Below are 22,193 nucleotides of genomic sequence, written 5' to 3'. Positions count from 1 at the left end.
CGATGGGCGAGGCTGCCGTGGCCGCCGCCAAGGCCGTCGGCTATGTCGGCGCCGGTACGGTCGAATTCATCGCCAACCAGGACGGCTCGTTCTACTTCATGGAGATGAACACGCGCCTGCAGGTCGAACATCCGGTCACCGAGATGATCACCGGGCAGGATCTGGTCGAATGGCAATTGCGTGTGGCCGCCGGCGAGCCGCTACCGCTGAAGCAGGAACAACTCCGCATTGACGGCCACGCGCTGGAAGCACGCATCTACGCCGAGAATCCCGACAAGCAGTTCCTGCCGTCCACCGGCACGCTGCGCTTCCTGCGCACGCCGCCCGCTGTCCAGTTCATGCGCGGCGGCGATGCCCACGGCCCCGCTGGTGTTCGCATCGACTCCGGCGTGCGCGAAGGCGACACCATCAGCCCCTACTACGATCCGATGATCGCCAAGCTGATCGTCTGGGGCAAGGACCGCGATGAGGCGCTTGCACGCATGCGCCAGGCGCTGGCGGCCTATCACGTGGTCGGCCTGTCCACCAACGTGGCATTCCTGCAGCGGCTGTTGAAGTCCGAAGCGTTCCGCACGGCCGATCTCGACACGGGCCTGATCGAACGCAACGAGGCCACGCTGTTCCCCGCGCCCGCGCCGGTCGGCATGGAGATCATCGCGCTGGCGACCGCCGCGCTGCTCGACCGCGAAACACGCGAGCGGCGCAGCGACGCGGCCGACCGGCATTCGCCGTGGACGCATGCCGGCGCGTGGCGGCTAAATGACGCGGGCTACACGACTTACCGCCTGCAAAGCGCTGACGGCGACATCGATGTCACCGTGCGCAGCGAAGTCGGCCGCCAGCGCCTGACTGCGCGCGGGAAGACCTTGCCATGGCGCGCATCGCTGCGCGACGGCGTGCACACCGTCGACCTTGGCGAGCGCACCGTCAAGGGACAGGTCCATATCGAAGGCGACACGCTGCACGTGTTCAGCGGCGAAGCACAGTGTTCGCTCGTAGTGGTGGATCCGCTGCTGCATGCCGGCGAAGCCGAGAGCGAAGGCGGCAAGCTGGCCGCGCCGATGCCGGGCCGCATTATTGCGGTGATGGTCGAGGCCGGCACCACCATCAACAAGGGCGATGCGCTGATCGTCATGGAAGCCATGAAGATGGAGCACACGCTGACCGCGCCAGCAGGCGGCACCGTGCAGGAAGTGCTGTACGCCGTCGGCGACCAGGTCCAGGAAGGCGCGCAACTGGTTACGCTGGAACAGGAGGCTGCCTGACATGGCACCGAACGCCCCTTTCTTTCCCCAGTCGCTGGCACTGCCCGAGGCCGTCAAGATCGTCGAGGTGGGCCCGCGCGACGGGCTGCAGAACGAAGCGCGCCATGTGCCGGCCGCGGTCAAGGTGGAACTGGTCAATCGCCTGAGCGAAGCCGGCTTCGCCAATATCGAGGCGGCGTCCTTTGTCTCGCAGAAGTGGGTGCCGCAGATGGCCGATGGCGCCGAGGTCATGGCCGCCATCGCGCGCCGTGCCGGCACGGTCTATTCGGCGCTGACGCCGAATATGAAGGGCTTCGAAGCGGCGCTGGCCGCCGCTGCCGGCGAGGCAGTGATCTTCGGCGCCGCCAGCGAAGCGTTTTCGCAGCGCAATATCAATTGCTCGGTGGCCGAATCGATCGCGCGCTTCGAGCCGGTGGCCGCTGCCGCCAAGGCGGCGGGCCTGCGCCTGCGCGCCAGCATTTCGTGCGCGCTCGGCTGCCCTTATGAAGGCGAGATCGCGGTCGACAAGGTTGCCGAAGTCGTCGCCCGCATGCGCGACCTGGGCTGCGACGAGATCGATATCGCCGACACCATCGGCGTGGGCACGCCGCTGCGCACGCAGGCCGTCATGGAAGCCGCGGCCAGCGTCTTCCCGCGCGAGCGGCTGGCCGGGCATTTCCACGATACCTATGGCCAGGCGCTGCCCAATATCCTGGCCAGCCTGCAAGCAGGCATCCGCATCTTCCACGCCTCCGTTGGAGGCCTCGGCGGTTGCCCTTACGCGAAGGGTGCTTCGGGCAATGTGGCGACGGAAGACCTGCTTTACATGCTGCATGGCATGGGCATCCATACCGGCATTGATCTCGACGGCGTCATACAGGCCGGCGCCTTTATATCCGAGGCGATCGGACGGCCTTATGGCTCGCGCGTCGGCAAGGCGCTGCTCGAGCGCGGCTGCCGGCAGTCAACGCCCTAAGCCGGGCCGCCGCGTCCGGTTGTACCTTTCCTCACCTGCCCGCCTTTCGTCTCGCCGCGCCGGCGCTTGCCACTGCACTTGATGCGAGGGGCATTGTATTGATGTGGACAGACGCCATGCCACGCCGGCGCCGCTTGCTGTAACGGCGGCCACTGGAACTTTGTGGCCGGGGCGCATAGGCTAGGATTCTGGCGCATCCCGCGGGCATCACCGCCGACGATGCGACCGACGGATCCCAGGGATCCCGATGGCAAGGAGGCACTTATGAAAGCCGTTGCAGCACTGGTTCTCTCCGCCCTGGTCCCGATGGCCACTCACGCCGCCGGACCCGCGAATCCGGCGGACCGCTACGACTACAACATGCGCAGCCCCAACCAGGGCGGCGCCGCTGCCGATACCCAGCGCTCCACCAACAAGGACGGCTATGTTCCCGACACCCAGCGTGCCGGCGACAAGTTCGATCCGTACACGCAAGGCGCCAAGCAGGAGACTTCCTCGTCCCTGGCCGATGACAAGGACACGCAGCCCAAATCGTCGGGCAAGTCACATAGCCACAAGAAGGCGCCTGCCAAATAACGTCTGATCCTTGCTGCCACCATCGCAATTTCTGCTGCATCGGATCGGACTTGATCCCGCGCAAACCCTTGCGGGCGTTGCGCAGCCAAACTTGCGCGCATGAAATCGACCCCTTCCCCAGCCCGCGCCGGCAGCGCCCTTGCTGTCGGCCAGGCCGCCAAGCACGGCATCAATTCCCGCCAACGCACATCACGTCCGCCACTGCATAGCTGGCCGGTCGGCGCCGCGAGCCTGCTCGTGCTGGCACTCAACACGCTGTTCTGGTGCCTGCTGATGTTCCCGTTCGCGCTGCTCAAGCTGGCGTTGCCGATGCCCGGCGCCAGGCGGCGCATTGATCCCATGCTCAATGCCATCGCCCGCGCATGGATCACCTGCAACGGCGCGTGGTTCGGCGCGATCCAGCGCCATCCCTGGGACGTTGACGGCCTGGCAGGCCTGAAGCGATCCGACTGGTACCTGGTCAACTGCAACCACCAGTCGTGGGTCGACATTTTCGTGCTGCAGCGCGCGCTCAACGGCCGGGTTCCGCTGCTGAAGTTCTTCCTCAAGCAGCAACTGCTCTACGTGCCGGTCATCGGCCTGGCGTGGTGGGCGCTGGACTTTCCTTTCATGAAGCGCCACACGCGCGCGCAGTTGCGCCGCAAACCCCAGCTCCGGCGCGAGGACCAGGACACCGCGCGCCGTGCCTGCGAGAAGTTCTCGCTGTCGCCCACCAGCGTGATGGTGTTCACCGAAGGCACGCGTTTCACCGAAGCCAAGCGCGTGGCGGAGGCTTCGCCGTATCGGCACCTGCTCAAGCCAAAGGCCGGCGGCCTCGCGGTGACCATCAACGCCATGGGCAACCGTTTTCGCGCCATGCTCGATGCGACCATCGTCTATCCGCATGGCGCGCCGAGCTTCTGGCAATTCGCCTGCGGACGCACCGGCCCGGTCATCGTGCGCGTGCATCAGCTGCCGATTCCACCGGCTTTCTGCAACGCAGACTACGGCACCGACTCCGCCTTTCGCAGCGAATTCCATCGCTGGCTCGCGCAGCAATGGGAGGACAAGGACACGGAGATCGACCGCCTGCTGGCCCAGGCGACGGACCGCTGAGGTTCGGGTAACGCGACGCCACGTCGCCCGACCCGGCCGTCATCTCGTTCAAAGCAGTCGAATGACTTGCTCGGGAAAATCGTAGGGAAAGCTGGCCAGAATCGCTCACCATGTCGGCATAGGCGCGCCAGGCAGCAGGCACGGCGTGCGCACCGTCAGGGAGCAGCAAATGGGACTTCTGGTGAATGGCCAGTGGCAGGACAAGTGGTATGACACCGACGCCACCGGCGGACGTTTCGTGCGCAAGGACGCCGCCTTCCGCAACTGGGTCACGGCCGATGGCAGCGCCGGGCCGTCGGGAACCGGCGGCTTCGCCGCGCAGGCCGGACGCTACCACCTGTACGTGAGCCTGGCCTGCCCGTGGGCGCACCGCACGCTCATCATGCGGCGACTCAAGGGGCTGGAAGACAGGATCGGCGTTTCAGTGGTGCACTGGCTGATGCGCGAAGAAGGCTGGACCTTCGCCGATGGGCCCGGCGTGGTGCCTGACACGGTCAACCATGCGCGCGTCCTGCACCAGGTCTATACGGCAGCGGATCCGCAGTACAGCGGCCGCGTCACCGTGCCCGTGCTATGGGACCGGCAGCGCGCCACGATCGTCAGCAACGAGTCCTCCGAGATCCTGCGCATGATGAACAGCGCCTTCGACGGGATTGGCGCAGCGCCCGGCGACTACTACCCCGCCGAGCTGCGCGCGGAGATCGACACGGTCAACGCGCGCATCTACGACACCGTCAACAACGGCGTGTACAAAGCCGGCTTCGCGACCTCGCAGGCGGCCTACGAAGAAGCGGTCTGGCCGCTGTTCGAAACGCTCGACTGGCTCGAAGCCAGGCTGGCGACGCAGCGCTACCTGGTCGGCAATCGCCTGACGGAAGCCGATATCCGCCTGTTCACCACGCTGGTCCGTTTCGACCCGGTCTATGTCGGGCACTTCAAGTGCAATCTGCGCCGGATCGCGGACTATCCGGCGCTGTCGGGCTTTGTGCGCGACCTCTACCAGCACCCTGGCATTGCGGACACCGTGAACTTCGAGCACATCAAGCGCCACTACTACGAAAGCCACCGCACGCTGAATCCGGCCGGCGTCGTGCCGGCCGGGCCGGTGCTGGACCTTGCCGCGCCGCATGGGCGCGAACGACTGGGCTGACTTCAGCCCGCCAGACGGTCCACGGCGCGCCGGCCTTGTGCGACCGCAGCAGTCAGCGACGGGCTGCCCGCGCTGTCGCTGCCCGCGAAACTCACGTTGCCGACACCCGCCGGCGACGCCCACGTCGCCGGGTCTTCTCCCGCTAGCGTGTCCGGCCGATAGCTGTAGCCATGCGCCCAGCGGTTGACGGTGATGGCGCGGATCACATCCTTCGACGCGAATCCCGCCGGCCCGAGCATTCTGTCGAGCTGCATGCCGATGCTGCGCTCGAGTTCGCTGAACGGCGTGCCCAACAGGAATGCGCGACCCGCGCGGAAGCGCTCGCGCGCGCTCATGCCGCTGTCGGGCACCGTCGGCACGTACAGCATGTGCAGCACCGCGGGATCGCCCGGGCTTGTGCCGGCCGGCGGCTCCAGCCAAAGGTCGGTATAGGCCATGGCCGGCGCATGGATGCGCCGCGTCTTGAGCGCGGCAAACGCGCGCCAGTGGTCCAGCGCCACCTTGGTATAGACCAGCGGCGCCTTCACTTCGCCGCGCAGCGTGTCGCGTTCGGCGGCCGGCAGTGACGGCATCAGGTACGGCACCATCATGTTCCAGCCCGCCAGCACCACGTGGCGCGCTTCCACGCGATGAAGATTGCCGCGCCAGCCGTAGGTGACTCGCGTGATCGGGCCATCGGGGTCCACGGCGATGGCGGTAGCTTCCAGCCGCAGCCGTACCGGGGCGCCGTCCTGATCCAGTCTCGCGTAGTCAAAGGCCGCGTTCACGATATCCGTGGGGCGCGCCAGCTTTGCCACGCCGGGAATCAGCTTCTGCACCAGCAGCCGCGCCAGCGAGGCGTTGCCGTCAGGGAACCATAGCCGCGAGGCCGGCGATTTGCCCAGGCGCGGGTCCACCGTTGGTGCCGGCATGCCGGCACCGGCTGGCAGGCCGATGCCGATGGCGTCGGCCACGCTGATGCCGTCCGCATCGAGCGCGAAGGCATCGTTGCCGCGGCTGCGCAGGAAGCGCTGCCCGGCCAGCCCGATGCCGGCCTTGTCGCGCAGGAACGCCGCATAGCGCGTGCTGCGCAGATACGTGGCACGTTCGCCGGCGGCCATGCCCATCAGGTAGTCGGTGCCGCCATCGGCAAGCCGCGCCAGTGCCGCGCGGTCCTGCTGCGGCAACGGCGCGGCATCCAGGAAACGCCTGAGCGCGGCAGCGTCCGGCGCGGCAACGCCCTGCCGCCCGCCGCGCGCGTCGACCAGTTCGCCGAACGGATCCCCGCCGAGCCACTGGTCGCGGCCGAAATGGTCCGAATCGAAGAACACCGCGCGGCCCATGCCGAGCGCGGCGTAGGGGTCCGCCGGCTCGGCCAGCGGCGCGCGCGCCGCGTCGAGGCCAAGCCCGCCGAGCAATTCGCGCATGGCGGCGTCCGCTGCCGCCGTGGGCGGCATTTCCGCGCTGCCGCCATAGGTCACCAGCCGCTTGCCCCGCACCGTGAACTCATTGCGCTTGGCGTGGCCGCCGAAGTCGTCGTGATTGTCGAGGATCAGGATGCGCTTGCCCGGACCAAAGCGGCGCTGGTAGAACCACGCTGCGGTCAGGCCGCTCAGGCCGCCGCCCACCACCACCAGGTCGAAGGCTTCATGGGCCATCACGGTGGGGTACTTCGCACCTTCGCGCGCGAGGCTGTGGGCCAGCGTAAAGGTCCCGGCATGATTGCCGCGCAAGCCCGTCAGCGACGGCGGATAGGCCGCGCCGGGCTGCCCCTGCGGCGCGGCCAGCAGTTGCTCGGGGGCCATGCCAGCGGCGATGGCCAGCGCGGTGCCGTTCAGGAAATCTCTGCGCGAAATCGTCATGGGTTCGTCGTGGCGGGTTCAGCGGGCGGTTTCCAGCTCGCGCCGGCGCGCGGCAACGGCCGCTTCGCCGACCGGCGCGGCGCGGTTGCCCCAGTTGCCGCGGATAAAGGTGAGCACGTTGGCCAGTTCCTGGTTGTCCAGGGTCCAGCCATAGCCGGGCATGTGATAGTCGGTCGGCGCGGTGTCGACTCGCGCGGTCACGGCGCCGCTCAGCAGCAGGTTGACGAGCGATGCGGGGTCCGGATCGGCCACTGTCGGGTTGCCCGCCAGCGGCGGGAACACGCGCGCGAAGCCCTTGCCGTCGGCGCCATGGCAAGGCATGCAGAACTGCGAATACTGGCGCGCGCCGGAGCTGTCGAAGCGGCCCTGCAGCAGGCGCGGCGCCGCCGACGGATCATGCCGGAACGGCTCGGTCTCGCCGCGCGCGCCGGGCAACGACTTCAGGTAAGCAGCCACGGCGTCGAGATCGGCGGGGACCATGTACTGGGTCGACGTGGCAATCACGGTGGACATTGGTCCGAACGAGGTTGCGTGCGCATTGCGCCCGGTGCGCAGGAACTCCGCGATTTCCGCGCGCGACCATGCGCCCAGCCCGGTGACCTGGTCCCCGGTGAGATTGGTCGCGGACCAGCCTTCTACGCTGGCGCCTGACAGGAAGCGCTTGCTGCGCTCGTCCAGGCCCTTCTCGGCATAGAGCCACCCGCGCGGCGTATGGCACGCGCCGCAATGCGCGACGCCCTGCACGAGATAGGCGCCACGGTTCCATTCGGCGCTCTTCGCTGCGTCGGTGCGAACCGGTGAACCACTCAGGTACAACGCATTCCACACCACCAGCAGCGGGCGCATGCTGTACGGCCAGCGCATCTCGGCATCGCGGTTGCGCTGGCTGACGGGGGCGACGCCGGCCCGCATATAGGCATAGAGGGCTGCTACGTCTTCGGGCCGCATGCGCGCGTAGGACGGGTAAGGCATGGCCGGATAGAGCCGCCTGCCGTCGCGGGCCACGCCCTGGCGCACCGCGCGGTCGAACTGCGCCAGCGAGTAGCCGCCGATGCCGGTCGCGTCCGGCGTGATATTGGTCGAGTAAACGGTGCCCGCCGCCGTGCGGACAGGCAGGCCGCCGGCAAATAGCTTGCCGGATTCGCTCGTATGGCAGGCTACGCAGTTCGCGATGCGCGCAAGGTAGCGGCCGCGCTCGACATCGGCCGTGGCGCCAGGCGTCGCCGCGGCAGCGGGAGCGGCACCACCGAGCAGGCCGGCGAGCAGCGTGGCGGCGGTCAGCAACCGCCGTGCGGGGAAAAGCATGGATGCGTCCCGGTCTTGTCGTTATAGGGGTTCAGCCTGCCGGTGGCCGCCGGCCTCAGGCGCTGGTTACCGCAAACTTTGCCACCAGCACCAGGCATAGCACCAGCCCGGCGGCCAACGTCACACCGGTCAGGATCAGCGGCACCGGCCGCATGGTCTCCAGGTCACGCTGGTGCTCCTGGCCTTCGCGCAAGCCAAGGAAGCCCCATAGTACGGTGCGGACCAATCTCAACGGGTTCATTGGCTACCTCCTTGTTTCGCCTGGCAGCCACTGCGGCGCGCTGCCTGTCCTGGCGCCGATTATCGGCGCCAGCCGCGGAACATGACAGCATCAGATATCGGAGATTTTTGCATATCAGATGGCCGGCCCGCCACGCTGGTGCCGGCCAAGCGTCCATTCCAGCGCCTCGAAGCCGGCCTGCACGACCAGCGCCAGCACGGCGGCAGGAATCGCCCCGGCGAGCAGCAGCACCGTGTCGTTGAGCGCGAGACCGGTGGCGATGCGCTCGCCATAGCCGCCGGCGCCGACGAACGCGGCAATGGTCGCGGTGCCCACGCTGATGATGGCCGCGGTCTTCACGCCGGCCAGCACAACCGGCAGCGCCAGCGGCAGCTCCACGAAGCGGAGCACCTGTCCATCGCGCAGCCCCAGCGCGCGCGCCGCGTCGCGCATGCCCGCGGGAATCTGCTGCAGCCCGATGCAGGTATTGCGCACGATGGGCAGCAACGCGTAGAGGAACAGCGCCACCATCGCCGGCCAGACACCGATGCGCCCCAGCAGCGGGATCAGCATGGCCAGCAGCGCCAGCGACGGTATCGTCTGGAGCACGCTGACCATGGCCAGCACGCCCTGACCCAGCCGCCGGCGCCGCGCCGCGACGATGCCCAGCGGCACGCCCGCGAGCGTGGCAGCCACCACGGCACCGGCCACCAGGCCCACGTGGCGCCGTGTCAGCCGCAGCGTGTCCGGGCCGAGCAGCGCCTGCAGCAAGCCACCGCGCTCCGCCCGCCGCGCCGCATGGCCGGACAGGAAGCCGCGCGCGATTGCGGCAAACGACTGCCCGTCGATCTCGGCCGCTGCGTTCATCGTCACCATGTCGGCGGCACCGATGCGCCCCGCCAGGGACTGCAGCGATTTCCACGCGGCCGGGAAGCGGCGTGGCACGTCGAGCCGGTAGACCACCACGGCGTCGTAGCGCGGGAAGAAGTGCAGATCGTCCTCCAGCACGCGCAGCCGGTACTTGCGGATCTTGGCGTCGGTGGAATAGATGTCGATCGCATCGACCTGCCCCGCCGCCAGCGCCTCATAGGCAACGCCATGATCCAGTCCGACCGGCTGCTGCGGCAGCCCGTAGCGGCGCGCCAGTCCCGGCCAGCCGTCGGCCCGGCCCAGGAATTCGTGCGACAGGCCCAGCCGCAACCGCGGCTGCCGCGCCAGGTCGCTCAGCTTGCGCAAGCCGTCGGCACGCGCCTCCGGCACGGCCAGCGCATAGGTGTTCTCGAAGCCCAGCGCGATGCCCGCGCCCAGTCCCATCGGCGCCAGGGCCTGGTTGATCTGCGCCAGCGTCGCGCTGGGCGGCAGTTTCAGGATCTCGCTCGCAAGCGTGCCCGTGTAGTCCGGATAGAGGTCGATGCTGCCGGCCCGCAGCGCCGCGAACACGATCGCCGTATTGCCGAGCCCGGCCTGGTGGCGCGCGTCGCCGGCCGCCTGGGTCAGCACTTCGCCAAGGATGTAGGACTCGGTAAAGCGCTTGGAGCCAACGCGCAGGACGTCGCCGCCCTGTGCCCGGCACACGCCTGCCAGCATCAGCAACGACGCCAGCAGCAGGCCGGCAAGCCAGGCTGCCGCGCCTGCGGGAACGCCACTGCGGCGGAAAAATGACAAGGCAGCGCTCCTGCGGGCACGGGTGGGCCGATGTGCATCCGGCATCTCTACATGATAGGCGTGCGCGTGCGCATGACGTCATAGCGAAATAGTATTTGCCATACGCATGATGGATCGATAAGAATCCGAAATTCGCATACACGATCCTTCGTCCCATGGAAATCCGGCAGCTGGAAGCCTTTGCGGCGGTCGTCACGACTGGCAGCGTCACCGCTGCGGGCCGCCTGCTCGGCCGTTCGCAGCCGGCCATGACCCGGCTCATCCAGGAGCTGGAAGGCGAACTTGGCTTTGCGCTGTTCACACGCAGCGGCCCGCGCGTCAGTCCGACCGAGCAGGGTTTCCTTCTGTATGACGAAGTCGAGCAGACGCTGGCCGGCTTGCAGCAGATCCGCGCCCGTGCCGCCGCGCTGGCGCGCGGCGATGGCCGTCCGCTGCGGATTGCCGCCACGCCGGCGCTGTCGGCAGGCTTGCTGCCCGCGGCGCTGGCACTCGCTTTCGGGCGTGGGCTGTGCTCGCCCGAGCGCGTGGAAGTACGGAGCGTGTCGCCCGAGCAGGTCGTGCACGCGGTACTGACCGGCGCCGCCGAGATCGGCCTGAACAGCCTGCCGCTGGAGCATCGCGGCGTGAATGTCCACTGGATCGGCCAGGCAGCTTGCGTGGCCGCCATGCGCGCAGACGATCCGCTCGCGGATGGCAAGGCCGTGCGGCTGGCGGACTGCAGCCAGCGCCGCATCATCACCATGCAGAACCCGTACCGGCTGCGGCGCCGCACCGATGCCGCGTTTGCCAGCGCCGGCATTGGCGCGGCGGGCTTGATCGACACCAATACCTCGATCAACGCGCTGACGCTGGTGCGCGCCGGGCTCGGCATCGCCGTGCTCGAACCCGTGACCGCGCGGGGCCTGCCGCTGACCGACATCGCCGTGCGCCCGCTCGATGCGGACATCCCGTTCTATTTCGGCGTGGTCACGCCACACGCGCGCCCTGCCAGCGCGGTCGTGCTCGGGTTGGTCGATGCATTGGCCGAGGCGTCCGCCTCCCTGCTGCCCGATTTCATCCGCCGCGATCCGTCCGAGCACGGCGCCCTGCTCCAGTCGCTGTATGGCGACGGCGCCGCCCCAACCGAGAACCCGAATCACTGAGCCATGACTGAATCCGACCCTCCACGCGGCCAGGCCGGCCTGGCCGCGCTCGAATCCCGCCTGCGCCAGGACCTGGCCTGGCTGGAACTGCCCGCCAAGGCCTGGACCATGCCGCGCACCCACGACGGGCAAGCCGTGCTCGACGTTGCCGTGATCGGCGGCGGCATGGCCGGCCTGGCCGTCAGCGCCACGCTGAAGCACCTGGGCATCCAGGCCTGCGCGTTCGACCAGTCTCCGGCCGGCCTGGAAGGGCCGTGGGCCACCACCGCCCGCATGGAGACGCTGCGCTCGCCCAAGCAGCTCACCGGCCCTGCGCTGGGCCTGCCGGCGCTGACTTTCCGTGCATGGTTCGAAGCCCAGTACGGCAACGATGCATGGGAAGCGCTCGACAAGATTCCGCGGCTGCAATGGATGGACTACCTGCGCTGGTACCGACAGGTGCTCGATCTCGATATCCGCAACGAGCATCGCATTGAACAGGTGCTGCCGCGCGCGGACGGCCTGGTCGCACTGTCGATGACGACGCCCGAAGGCGCGCGCACCGTGCTGGCCCGCCGCGTGGTGCTGGCCACCGGCCGCGACGGACTTGGCGGCGCCTACGTGCCGCCGATCGCCGCGCACCTGCCGCGCCAGCTGTGGGCGCATTCATCCGACGGGATGGATTACGGCGCGCTGCGCGGCAAGCGCGTGGGCGTGGTCGGCGCCGGGGCGTCGGCCATGGACAGCGCCGCCACCGCGCTCGAAGCCGGCGCCGCCAGCGTGGACATGCTGATCCGCCGCGCGGACATTCCGCGCGTCAACAAGAGCAAGGGTGCTGGCAATCCCGGCCTGACACATGGCCACTATGGGCTGCCCGATGAATGGAAATGGCGCCTGCGCCATTACATCAACAGCCAGCAGGTGCCGCCGCCGCGCGGCAGCACGCTGCGCGTATCGCGCCATGCCAACGCGCGCTTCAACCTGGATTGCGCGCTTGACGCCATAGACGTGGATGGCGACGTGCTGCGCGTGTGCACGCCCAAGGGCGTGTTCGAACTGGATTTCCTGATCTTCTCGACCGGTTTCCGCATTGCGCTGGAAACGCGTCCGGAATTCGCCGCGTTCGCGCCCCAGACCCGCTTCTGGCGCGATCGTTTCGTGCCACGGCCGGGACAGGAGGACGGCGAACTGTCCGACTCGCCCGACCTTGGCCCCGCATTCGAATTCCAGGAGAAGACGCCTGGCGCGTGCCCGGGGTTGTCGCGCATCCATGCGTTCTGCTATCCGGCCGCGCTGTCGCACGGCACGGTGTCCGGCGACATCCCGGCCATCAGCGACGGTGCCCGGCGATTGGGCCAGGGCATCGCCGGCCTGCTGTACCAGGAAGATGTTGAACTTCACTACGCCGCGCTGCAGGCCTATGCCGAGCCTGAAGTTTTCGGCGACGAATGGGTGCCGGCGCCGCCGCCCGCACTGAACGCCTGAATCCACCCGAACCGTGACAAATACCATGAGCCAAGCCCCCACGTCGCCGGACCTGATCGATGCCATCACCGGGCTGCAGCCCGGCAGCGCCACGCACGCGCTGCGCCACAAGCGCGACAAGGTCGTGGCCGCCACTCAGGGCAGCTATGACGCCCTGTTCGATCCGGCGCTGCCCGGCCTGACGCTGGCCGAACGCCTGCTGGTCGCGCTCTACGCCGCGCGCCTGACGCCGTCGCCGCGACTGGCCGACCATTACCGCGCGCGCCTGGCGGTGGCTGGCGTCGATACGGCGGCCATATCGGTTGCCGAACAGGGCAGCCCCGCCGACGCGGCCGACCCGCGCCTGCGCGCCATCCTGACGTTCACGCGCACGCTGATCGAAAAGCCCGTGGAGGGCGACAAGGCCGCGCTGGAAGCGCTGCCCGCCGCGGGCCTGGGCACGCCGGCCGTGGTCACGCTGGCGCAGCTGATTGCCTTCCTGTCGTACCAGGTGCGGCTCGTTGCCGGCCTCGATGCCCTGAAGGCGCTGAACGACAACTCAGGAGCACAAGCATGAGCGAGATCATCAAGGCCCACGGCTTTACCAATGAAGTGCTGGACTGGAAAGCCTGGCTCGATGTCGTCGAACTGGACCAGGCCACGCCGGAGCAGATGGCCGTGCTCGACGAGAGCCATCCCAAGGCCCGGGTGCAGGACTACTACCGCTTCCTCGTGCACCAGCCCGAGATCCTGCGCCAGCGCTCCACTGCGTTCAACGCGATCATGTACGCACCCGGCGGCATGCCGCGCGCCGAGCGCGAGCTGGCGACCACCGTCGTGTCGCGGCTCAATGGCTGCGTCTATTGCGCGTCGGTACACGCTCAGCGTTTCGAGCAGTTGGCCAAGCGCAATGACGTGATCAAGGAAGTCTTCGAGGATCCGCGCTCGGCGGGCACGACCGAGCGGGAGAAGGCGATTGCGAAGTTCTCGATCGCATTGACCGAGGATCCTGCGGGCGTATCGGCGCAGAGCCTGGCGGCGCTGCGCGAGGCCGGGATCAGCGATGCCGAGATCCTTGATCTGATTCACTCCGTGGCAATCTTTGCGTGGGCGAACCGGTTGATGTTGAATCTGGGGGAGCCGGTGTTTCCGGTGGGTGTGTGAGGTGTCGTGCCTGGCGGGCGGCGCCCGCCGGGCACGACTGCCCAGCCAATCCCCTCCCCCCGCCGGCGCTCGCGCAGCGCATCGAGCATCACGCCGGGCTCGAAGCGGCACGCGAGCACCAGCGGCACGGCTCGGATTCAGGCCAGGCGGAGATCAGGGGAGACAGGCCGGCACCCGGCCCACGGCGTCAACGTCGGTTCAGCGGCTACGCCGGCTCGCAATGGACCGCCAGCCATACCGTGGGCGTCGCGGCATCCGTCCATGCCACGCGATGCCGGCAATGCGCCGGCAGGTGCAGCCAGTCGCCAGGGTGCAAGACGCGCGGGGCGGCGTCGCCCTCGCACTCCAGCCCGGCACTGCCGCTCAGCAGCAGCACCCACTCATCTTGCGGGCTGTCATACCAGAAGCCCGGCGGACTGGCCTGGCCATTGGAGATGATCCGCTCGATCTTCAGTCCGGTCCGCTCCAGCAGGGACTGGAAGATTTCGTCCGGCGCCCCCGCGGGCACGTCGGCGAACAAGTTGCCCTGGCTGAGGGTCATGGCGGCTCCCGGTTTCAGTCGCCCGGCCCGGGCGCGAGCACGTCGCGCGCGCCGTTGCGGCCCATCGGCGAGACCAGGCCCGCGGCCTCCATCTGTTCGATCAGCCGTGCGGCACGGTTATAGCCGATGCGAAGCTGGCGCTGTACCGCCGAGATCGACGCGCGGCGCGTGTTGAGCACGAACGACGCGGCTTCGTCATAGAGCGGATCGGCCTCGCCATCTCCGCCGCCGTCGCCAAACAGGTCGCTGGCACCGCCCTCGGGGGTATCGGCCGCGAGAATGCCTTCGTCGTAGTCGGGCTCGCCAAACTGCTTCCAGTGCTCGACCACGCGGTGCACTTCCTCGTCGGCGACAAAGGCGCCATGCACGCGCTGCGGATAGCCGGTACCCGGCGGCAGGAACAGCATGTCGCCCTGCCCCAGCAGGCTTTCCGCGCCCATCTGGTCAAGGATGGTGCGGGAATCGATCTTGGAAGACACCTGGAAGGCCACGCGCGTCGGGATGTTGGCCTTGATCAGCCCGGTGATCACATCCACCGACGGACGCTGCGTGGCCAGGATCAGGTGGATGCCCGCGGCACGCGCCTTCTGCGCCAGCCGCGCGATCAGTTCCTCGATCTTCTTGCCGGCCACCATCATCAGGTCGGCCAGTTCGTCGATCACCACCACGATCAGCGGCAGCGTGGAGAGCGGTTCCGGCGCGTCGGGCGTCAGCGAGAACGGGTTGGGCACCTTCTGCTCCGACGCCTCGGCCGCGCGGATCTTCTGGTTGTAGCCGGCGAGATTGCGCACGCCCAGCGCCGACATCAGCCGGTAGCGCTTTTCCATCTCGCCCACGCACCAGTTGAGCGCGTGCGCGGCCTGCTTCATGTCGGTCACCACCGGCGCGAGCAGGTGCGGAATGCCTTCGTAGACCGACAGTTCCAGCATCTTCGGGTCGATCATGATCAGCCGCACATCCTCGGGCGTGGCCTTGTACAGCATCGACAGGATCATGGCGTTGACCGCGACCGACTTGCCCGAGCCCGTGGTGCCGGCGACCAGCAGGTGCGGCGCGCGCGCCAGGTCGGTGACGACCGGATGGCCGGTGATGTCCTTGCCCATCGCCAGCACCAGGCGCGAACTGTGCGACTGGAACGACGATGCGCGCACGATCTCGGACAAGCGGATCATCTGCCGGCGCGCATTGGGCAGCTCCAGGCCCATGCAGGTCTTGCCGGGAATGGTCTCGACCACGCGGATCGAGGTCACGCCGAGCGCACGCGCCAGGTCCTTCATCAGCCCAACCACCTGCGCACCGCGCACGCCCATGGCGGGCTCGACTTCGAAGCGCGTGATCACCGGACCGGCGCTGGCGCCGACCACGGCGACCGGCACCTTGAATTCCGACAGGCGCTGCTCGATCAGCTCGCGAGTCTCGAGCAAGCGTTCCTCGGATACAGGCTCGCTCTGATCGGCAGCGCCCTCAAGCAATTCGGCCGGAGGCAAACGATAGTCGACAACGATACGCGGCGCTGGAGCCGGCGCAAGGGCCGGCGCAACAGACGCCGGCTGGGCCGCTTGCTGGGCGTTCAGCGCGACGGTCTTGCCGACCACCGCGGGCAATACGATGCGCGGCTTCGCCGCAGGCACGGCGGGCGCCGGTTCGGGTTCCGGTTTGGGCGCCGGTTCGGGTTCCGGTTCGGGCAGCGCCCCCGATTCAGGCTCGGGGGCGCCCAGCAGGGCATTGGCATCGACGAGCGTTTCCGCTTCGGACGCATCTTCCACCGTGGTCTCGGGCAGCGGACCGTCTTCCATGACGAATGCCGGCGCAGCTTCCGGGACGGATTCCACGTCAACAACCTCTACCTCGGCTTCGACGACAACCTCGGCTTCGGCTTCGGCTTCGGCTTCGGCTTCAGCTTCAGCTTCAGCTTCGGCTTCGGCTTCGGCTTCGGCTTCGGCTTCGGCTTCGGCTTCGGCTTCGGCTTCGGCTTCGGCTTCGGCTTCGGCTTCGGCTTCGGCTTCGGCTTCGGCTTCGGCTTCGGCTTCGGCTTCGGCTTCGGCTTCGGCTTCGGCTTCAACGGTGAGATCGGTGCGAGGGGAAGGTTCCCCGGCATTCGTCATTTCCGGCGAAGGCGCTTCCACCGCCGGCGTGGCAGGTGCCTGTCCCTCACCGGCGAGCACGGGGCTGACGGCCTTGCGCGACAGCATCTGCAACTCGGCCAGCAACTGCAGGGCTTCCTCCCGGATGGCTTCCAGCGTTGCCTCGTCGCCGTCAAACCCGTCCACGTCGACAGCGTCCGCGCCGGCGTCACCGGCCTGGCTGCTCGACGCGTCCGTTGACGCCGTCATTTCCACCATAGCGGGCTCGGCCACGGCAACGGCGACATCGGTTGCCGTTTCTGCGACCGCGGCGGCAGCCTCGGCAGGCGTTGCAGTGACCACAGTTGCCGCTGGCACCGCGGCGGGCGCCATGGCTTGCTTTGCCGGGACAACCGTTGCCGCGGCGCGTGCGGGGTTAGCGACTGCCGAGGCCTCGGGCAAGGTCGTGATGGCGGCGCGCACGATGGGCTGCGGCTGGCGCGGCGCGCTGCTAACGACCTTGGCACGCGCTGGCGTGGCCGCACGGGATGCTGCAGCGGGTGTCGAGGTGGCAGCCGCCGCGGCAGCGGCCTGCAGGCTGATCGGGCGGCGCGGCTGCGGAGCCTGCGTGGCGCGCGGCGTCATCGGCTCGGCAACGGGCGGCGTGGCCGGGCGCGCTGGCGGCTTCACCGCGCCCGGCGATTCGGCCTGATGCAGCCAAAGCTCCCCTGGCTGCGGCGGCGACTCGCGCGTGCGCGGCGGCGGCTGCCAGGCGGCCTGGCGGCGGGCCGAAATGGCGTCGAAACTGCGGTGGCGCCCCGATGGCGCGTTCCAGTTGCCCGACGTGGCGCCGCTATGGGGCGTGAATTCCCGGCGCTCAGGTTCCCGCATCGGCTGGGTCGGCACGAATTCCGCGGGCGCGTCTTCGGCACGCGGCGCGCTGCGCGGCCTGCGCAGCAGGAACAGGCTGCGCCACGTTTCGCCGAATACCATCGGCGCGGCCACCGCGAGCACGCCCAGCATCAGCAGCAGGGCGGGCGTCCAGCCAAACAGATTCCCGACCATGGCGCCAAGCGCGCGCCCTGCGGAGCCGCCCGCGCTCCCGCCTTCGCCGCCGGTCAGGGCCTCGAGCGTAGCGCTCGCGCAGAGCACGATCAGCGTACCGAGCCAGACCCGCAGCGAACCGGGGCCGGCCAGGCGCCGTTCACCGGCAAGCAGTCCACCGAAGAGCCGCCACACCAGCGGCACCAGCCAGAGAGTCGAAAATCCGAACCAGCCAAAACCCATGATCGCCATGCCACGTTCAAAACTACGGGCAGCGATTGTAGCGTTTAAGCAGACCGGCCATGCCGTCGGGCCGCGCAATAAAGCGCAAGTTTTCGTAAGCGCGGCGCGACGGCAACAGAGCCCCCTGCCCTACTGGCCGGCGCGGAACGGGTACCGGGCGAAGATCTGGCTCACCACCTTCTCGATGCGCTGCTGGATATCGGACTGGTTCCCCGTGTCGACGCTGCCCACGGCGACGCCCTCCCAGACCAGTTTCATCGCCTTGCGGTCGACCAGGTCGATGTTCAGGGTGCCTTCGGTATAGGTGTAAACGTCGTTCGAGAAGCCGTAGCCGGGCCACGGCGCATAGAGTCCGCCGCGATAGCCGTAGTAGCCCATCATCGGCGGCGGCGCCGGGGTGACCTGCACCTTTTCCTGCATGCGCGCATTGAAGTTGACCAGCAGGTCGGGCGACTGCGCGTTGTACTGGTAGCCGCGCGACGTCATCTCGCGCTGCACGGCGCCCTTGAGGTACTGCGTCGTCAGGCTTTCATAACCCTGCCGGTCCGTGCCGGGGTTCTTCACGAAGCCAAAGCTGCGATACGCGTCGAAATTCACGCTGCGGTTGTAGTCGGTCTTGATGTCCGGCGCGCTGGCGCAGGCCGTCAGCAGCACCGACGCCATGGCAACGGCCGTTGCCGTCCAGCTTCTCGGGGCCTTCACGATACGCCTCCAGCAACGGGCGGCCATAGCTAGTTCCACCGGCCGGCACCACCCACACCCAGCCTGCCTCCGCCGATCAGCATCAGCGTCAGCCCGGCCGCCAGGTACATGCCCTGCAGTTCCAGCTGCCAGCCACCGGTTTCATTGAGCATGCCGATCTGCTTGATGTGCACCAGCCCGATCGCGAACAGCATGTTCACGACCACGATCAGCGCCGCAACACGGGTCCAAAGGCCGATGATCAGCAGCACGGGCGCAATGACTTCACCGAAATAGACGCCGTAGGAGACCCAGGCTGGCAACCCCGCCTGCGTGGCGGTCTGCTCGACGAAGCCCACGCCTCCCTTCAGCTTGGCAATGCCGTGCATCAGGATCAGCGCGCCCAACACAACGCGCAACACTGCCTTGCCCAAGTCCTGCGAACCCTGAGAGCCGCTCATGGCCATCCTCCTTGCCGGTTGAGAACAATCGGAGCACCCGGGAAGCAGGCCGGCCGTTCGGTGGCCAAGCGACTTCGCCCGCACGCAAGGGGCTCTCGCCCATGTACCTTAGTGCGCCGCGGCGTGAAGGTAAAGGCGCAAGAACCCGGCAAGCGATCGCGGCCGCGCCGTCAGACCACGCGGTGCATCGCCGGCTCCCTGCCCTCGTGCATGCCGACCTTGCGCGCGTTCTCGGGCAGGATCTCGCTGAGGAAATCCAGGAAGCGCCGCACCGCCGGGGTCACGCCCTTGCGCGACGGGAACACGGCGTGCAGCGTGCCCACTGGCATTTCCCATTGGGGCAGCAGCAGCTCCAGTTCGCCACGGTCGATCGCATCTCGGCAGTACATGCGCGGCAGCATGGCCACGCCGATGCCGGCAATCGCTGCCTCGCGCAGCAGTGCAAACTCGTCGGTCACCAGGCGCGGATCATAGGAAATCTGGATGGTCTCGCCGCTCTTGCAGCCAAGAATCCAGACGTGCTTGCCATCGTGCGGCTTCTGGCCGACGCCCGGCATGCCATCGAGTGCCTGTGGCGTGCGCGGCCGGCCGATGCTGTCGAGCAGGCCAGGACTGGCCACCAGCATGAGCTGGCTTTCGCCGAAGGTGCGCACGGCGAGGCTGGAATCTTCCAGGATCTCGCGCACGCGCAGCGCCAGGTCATAGCCTTCGCCGATCACATCCACGCGACGGTTCGTGGCCTCGAGTTCGATGCGCACGGCCGGGTTGGCCCGCATGTAATGGCCGATCGCCGGCGCCAGCAGAATCTGCGCAATCGCCACCGGACAACTCACGCGCAGCGTGCCGCCCGGCTGGTCGCGCGCCTGCTCGATCACTTCGCGCGCGGCCTGCGCCTCGTTCAGCATGGCGCGGCAGCGCTCGAAGAAGGACTCGCCGAGCGGCGTCACGCGCACCTGCCTGGTCGTCCGGCGCAACAGCTGTACGCCCAGATCCCGTTCGAGCTGCGCGATGCGCCGGCTCAGCCGCGACTTCGGAATTCCCGTGGCGCGGCTGGCGGCCGAAAAGCTGCCATGCTCGACCACCTGGGCAAACAGCGACAAATCGTTCAGGTCCTGCATGTGGGCACCTCCGCCTGCGCAACGTCACACGCATCAAGGGCGCGCCAGTCGTTGCACGAATAGAACAATTATTTGCATTTTGCCTCACTACCGATACCAATGGCCAGCCGCTATCTTTCCTCCATCGCAACCGCACCTTAGTGGAGAAAGTCATGAACATCCTGCAGATCGATTCGAGCGTTCTTGGTGGCAATTCCGTTTCCCGCAACCTGACCGCCAGCGCCGTGGGCGACCTGGTCGCCGCCAACCCGGGTGCCACGGTAACGGTGCGTGACCTGGACCAGGACGCCCCGGCCCACCTGTCCGGCAACCTGCTGCCCGTGCTGGGCGGCCCGAAGGACGGCCTGAACGCCGTGCAGGAAGCCGAACTGCAGCGCACCGAAACCTGGCTGGCGGAATTCCTGGCCGCCGACGTGCTGGTGGTGGGCGTGCCGCAGTACAACTTCGGCATCCCGAGCCAGCTCAAGGCCTGGATCGACCGCATCGCCCAGGCCGGCCGTACCTTTAAGTACACCGAGACTGGCCCGGTCGGCCTGGCCGGCGGCAAGCGCGTGATCGTCGTGTCGTCGCGCGGCGGCGTGCGCCAGGACGCCAATGAACTGGACCTGCACGAGAAGACCGTGGATGTGGTGTTCCGCTTCCTGGGCATCACCGACATCACGTACGTGCGCGCCCACGGCTTGGCCATGGGTCCGGACGCTCGCGAAGCCGGCCTGAGCAGCGCCCGCACGGAGCTCGCCGCGCTGAACGACGGCGCCCGCCTGGCGGCCTGACCGCGTCGCGGCACCGGCTCGCCGCGACGGCGGATCGAGTCTATGATGGATGCGGGGCGCTACGGCGCCCCGCGTGCCATTTGGCGACGTCACTGGCCGGCCTGCAACGGCCAGACGCGTCCTTCGCCTCAGTCATCGACCGATCCCGGGAGCCCGCATGACTTCAGCCCTGCTGCCAGCCGCCGCCATCCACCCGCCGCACGAACCCGCCTTGCTGGCGCAGTACCGGCACATCCGGTCCGCGACCGAAGCCATGGTCGCCGACCTGTCGGATGCCGACGCCACGGTGCAGTCGATGGAGGAAGCCAGCCCGGCCAAATGGCATCTGGCTCACACCACGTGGTTTTTCGAGGAATTCGTGCTGGCCGCCCGCATGCCGGACTACGAGCCGGTCGATCCGGACTACCGCTTCCTGTTCAACTCCTACTACGAGTCCGTCGGCGCGCGCTATCCGCGCCCGCGCCGCGGCCTGCTCACGCGGCCGTCGCTGGACGAGATCCTGGCCTACCGCGAAGCGGTGGACGAATCGATGCTGAGCCTGCTCGGCGCCGCCCAGACCGATGCCGAAGCCGCCCTGATCACGCTCGGGCTGCACCATGAGCAACAGCACCAGGAACTGTTGCTGACCGATATCCTGCACCTGTTCGCGCAGAATCCACTGCGGCCCGCGTTCGCGCCGGAACTGCTGGAGCCGGTGATCGCCGACCCGCGGCCGGCCCCGGACTGGGTCCGCTTTGACGGTGGCGTGGTAGAGATCGGCAGTCGCGGCGAGGATTTTGCATTTGACTGCGAAGGGCCGCGCCACAAGGTGTTCCTGCAGCCCTATGCGTTGTGCTCGCACCCGGTCAGCAACCGCCAGTGGTTCGAATTCATCGACGACGGCGGCTACCAGACTGCGGGGCTATGGCTGTCGGACGGCTGGCGCTGGGTGTGCGAACAAGGTATCCACGCGCCGCTGTATTGGGAGGAGCGCGATGGGACCTGGTGGCAGATGACGCTGCGCGGCATGCATCCGGTCGACCCGGAAAGCCCGGTCACGCATATCAGCTTCTACGAAGCCGATGCCTTTGCCCGCTGGGCCGAGCGCCGGCTACCGACCGAAGCGGAATGGGAACATGCGGCCCGCAACTTGCCGGCGACGGGGAATTTCATCGAGGGCCGCGTGCTGCGTCCGCTGCCGGACCGGCAGAACACCTCGGGCGTGCTGCGCCAGATGTTTGGCGATGTGTGGGAATGGACCGGCAGCGCCTTCCTGCCCTACCCGGGATTCCAGCCGAGCGCCGGGGCGGTGGGCGAATACAACGGCAAGTTCATGAGCAGCCAGATGGTGCTGCGCGGCGGCTCGTGCGTGACGCCCGAATCGCATATCCGGGCCAGCTATCGCAACTTCTTCTATCCGCACCAGCGCTGGCAGTTCACCGGCGTGCGCCTGGCGGACGACGCCTGAA

Annotated in this window: 19 protein-coding genes and 1 pseudogene; 11 read left to right on the top strand and 9 right to left on the bottom strand. The window is 68.1% G+C overall.

Annotated features, from left to right (window positions below; translation table 11 throughout):
• From AC3FKG_RS18005 to AC3FKG_RS17985, 5 genes are all read left to right on the top strand, one after another.
• Window positions 1-1,265, top strand: a 1,265-nt coding sequence (locus AC3FKG_RS18005) for an ATP-binding protein (RefSeq protein WP_488743752.1), incomplete at its 5' end; no start/stop codon positions are given.
• Between the two features lie 34 nt (window positions 1,266-1,299).
• Window positions 1,300-2,220 carry a hydroxymethylglutaryl-CoA lyase gene (locus AC3FKG_RS18000; RefSeq protein WP_488743758.1) on the top strand — a complete coding sequence of 307 codons (921 nt, stop codon included), beginning with the start codon at window positions 1,300-1,302 and terminating at the stop codon, window positions 2,218-2,220.
• Window positions 2,221-2,484: 264 nt separating this feature from the next.
• The gene (locus tag AC3FKG_RS17995; protein WP_488743751.1) at window positions 2,485-2,796 is read left to right on the top strand and encodes a hypothetical protein; all 312 of its coding nucleotides are present in this window, start codon (window positions 2,485-2,487) and stop codon (window positions 2,794-2,796) included.
• Window positions 2,797-2,895: 99 nt separating this feature from the next.
• Entirely contained in the window at window positions 2,896-3,891 is a 996-nt protein-coding gene (gene yihG / locus AC3FKG_RS17990; RefSeq protein WP_483711306.1) for a 1-acylglycerol-3-phosphate O-acyltransferase, YihG family, read from the top strand.
• 169 nt (window positions 3,892-4,060) lie between these two features.
• Window positions 4,061-5,041 (top strand): glutathione S-transferase family protein, encoded by a 981-nt coding sequence (locus tag AC3FKG_RS17985; protein ID WP_488743750.1) that lies wholly within the window; start codon window positions 4,061-4,063, stop codon window positions 5,039-5,041.
• A 2-nt stretch (window positions 5,042-5,043) separates the two neighbouring features.
• Here the strand turns inward: AC3FKG_RS17985 and AC3FKG_RS17980 are convergent, their stop codons facing one another.
• The 4 genes from AC3FKG_RS17980 to AC3FKG_RS17965 all read right to left on the bottom strand — a co-directional run bounded on the left by AC3FKG_RS17980 (window position 5,044) and on the right by AC3FKG_RS17965 (window position 9,994).
• Window positions 5,044-6,882, bottom strand: coding sequence for a flavin monoamine oxidase family protein (locus AC3FKG_RS17980; RefSeq protein ID WP_488743749.1), 1,839 nt, complete (start codon window positions 6,880-6,882; stop codon window positions 5,044-5,046).
• A gap of 18 nt (window positions 6,883-6,900) precedes the next feature.
• Complete coding sequence (locus AC3FKG_RS17975) at window positions 6,901-8,187, bottom strand: cytochrome c (RefSeq protein WP_488743748.1); 1,287 nt, start codon at window positions 8,185-8,187, stop codon at window positions 6,901-6,903.
• Window positions 8,188-8,242: 55 nt separating this feature from the next.
• On the bottom strand, window positions 8,243-8,428 hold the full coding sequence (locus AC3FKG_RS17970) for a DUF2970 domain-containing protein (RefSeq protein WP_483711302.1): 186 nt from the start codon (window positions 8,426-8,428) through the stop codon (window positions 8,243-8,245).
• A 114-nt stretch (window positions 8,429-8,542) separates the two neighbouring features.
• The gene (locus AC3FKG_RS17965) at window positions 8,543-9,994 is read right to left on the bottom strand and encodes an ABC transporter permease/substrate-binding protein (protein ID WP_488743757.1); all 1,452 of its coding nucleotides are present in this window, start codon (window positions 9,992-9,994) and stop codon (window positions 8,543-8,545) included.
• 233 nt (window positions 9,995-10,227) lie between these two features.
• Between AC3FKG_RS17965 and AC3FKG_RS17960 the strand changes: the two genes are divergently transcribed.
• The 4 genes and pseudogenes from AC3FKG_RS17960 to AC3FKG_RS17945 form a co-directional block, all read left to right on the top strand.
• On the top strand, window positions 10,228-11,214 hold the full coding sequence (locus AC3FKG_RS17960; RefSeq protein ID WP_488743747.1) for a LysR family transcriptional regulator: 987 nt from the start codon (window positions 10,228-10,230) through the stop codon (window positions 11,212-11,214).
• 3 nt (window positions 11,215-11,217) lie between these two features.
• Window positions 11,218-12,678, top strand: coding sequence for a SidA/IucD/PvdA family monooxygenase (locus AC3FKG_RS17955; protein WP_488743746.1), 1,461 nt, complete (start codon window positions 11,218-11,220; stop codon window positions 12,676-12,678).
• A gap of 25 nt (window positions 12,679-12,703) precedes the next feature.
• Window positions 12,704-13,234: a CMD domain protein gene (locus tag AC3FKG_RS17950; RefSeq protein ID WP_488743745.1), complete on the top strand. Its 531-nt coding sequence runs from the start codon at window positions 12,704-12,706 to the stop codon at window positions 13,232-13,234.
• A gap of 8 nt (window positions 13,235-13,242) precedes the next feature.
• A pseudogene (locus AC3FKG_RS17945) lies at window positions 13,243-13,821 on the top strand (peroxidase-related enzyme); the annotation flags it as partial.
• Window positions 13,822-14,026: 205 nt separating this feature from the next.
• Here AC3FKG_RS17945 and AC3FKG_RS17940 read toward each other — a convergent pair.
• The 5 genes from AC3FKG_RS17940 to AC3FKG_RS17920 form a co-directional block, all read right to left on the bottom strand.
• On the bottom strand, window positions 14,027-14,362 hold the full coding sequence (locus AC3FKG_RS17940) for a cupin domain-containing protein (protein ID WP_483711298.1): 336 nt from the start codon (window positions 14,360-14,362) through the stop codon (window positions 14,027-14,029).
• A gap of 14 nt (window positions 14,363-14,376) precedes the next feature.
• Entirely contained in the window at window positions 14,377-17,712 is a 3,336-nt protein-coding gene (locus tag AC3FKG_RS17935; RefSeq protein WP_488743756.1) for a DNA translocase FtsK, read from the bottom strand.
• Between the two features lie 129 nt (window positions 17,713-17,841).
• Window positions 17,842-18,375 (bottom strand): DUF4136 domain-containing protein, encoded by a 534-nt coding sequence (locus AC3FKG_RS17930; RefSeq protein ID WP_483711480.1) that lies wholly within the window; start codon window positions 18,373-18,375, stop codon window positions 17,842-17,844.
• A 68-nt stretch (window positions 18,376-18,443) separates the two neighbouring features.
• Window positions 18,444-18,854, bottom strand: a complete 411-nt coding sequence (locus AC3FKG_RS17925) for a DoxX family protein (RefSeq protein WP_483711297.1) — start codon at window positions 18,852-18,854, stop codon at window positions 18,444-18,446.
• 170 nt (window positions 18,855-19,024) lie between these two features.
• Complete coding sequence (locus AC3FKG_RS17920; RefSeq protein ID WP_483711296.1) at window positions 19,025-19,972, bottom strand: LysR family transcriptional regulator; 948 nt, start codon at window positions 19,970-19,972, stop codon at window positions 19,025-19,027.
• A 152-nt stretch (window positions 19,973-20,124) separates the two neighbouring features.
• On the opposite strand from AC3FKG_RS17920, the gene AC3FKG_RS17915 reads away from it, so the two are divergent.
• On the top strand, window positions 20,125-20,745 hold the full coding sequence (locus AC3FKG_RS17915) for an FMN-dependent NADH-azoreductase (RefSeq protein ID WP_488743744.1): 621 nt from the start codon (window positions 20,125-20,127) through the stop codon (window positions 20,743-20,745).
• Between the two features lie 157 nt (window positions 20,746-20,902).
• Window positions 20,903-22,192 (top strand): ergothioneine biosynthesis protein EgtB, encoded by a 1,290-nt coding sequence (gene egtB / locus AC3FKG_RS17910; RefSeq protein WP_488743743.1) that lies wholly within the window; start codon window positions 20,903-20,905, stop codon window positions 22,190-22,192.
• Window position 22,193 lies beyond the last annotated feature (1 nt).

This window comes from Cupriavidus sp. 22TCCZM04-2 (assembly GCF_057798895.1).
The sequence above is the reverse complement of the archived record's forward strand: the minus strand, read 5'-3'. Positions and strand labels throughout refer to the sequence as shown.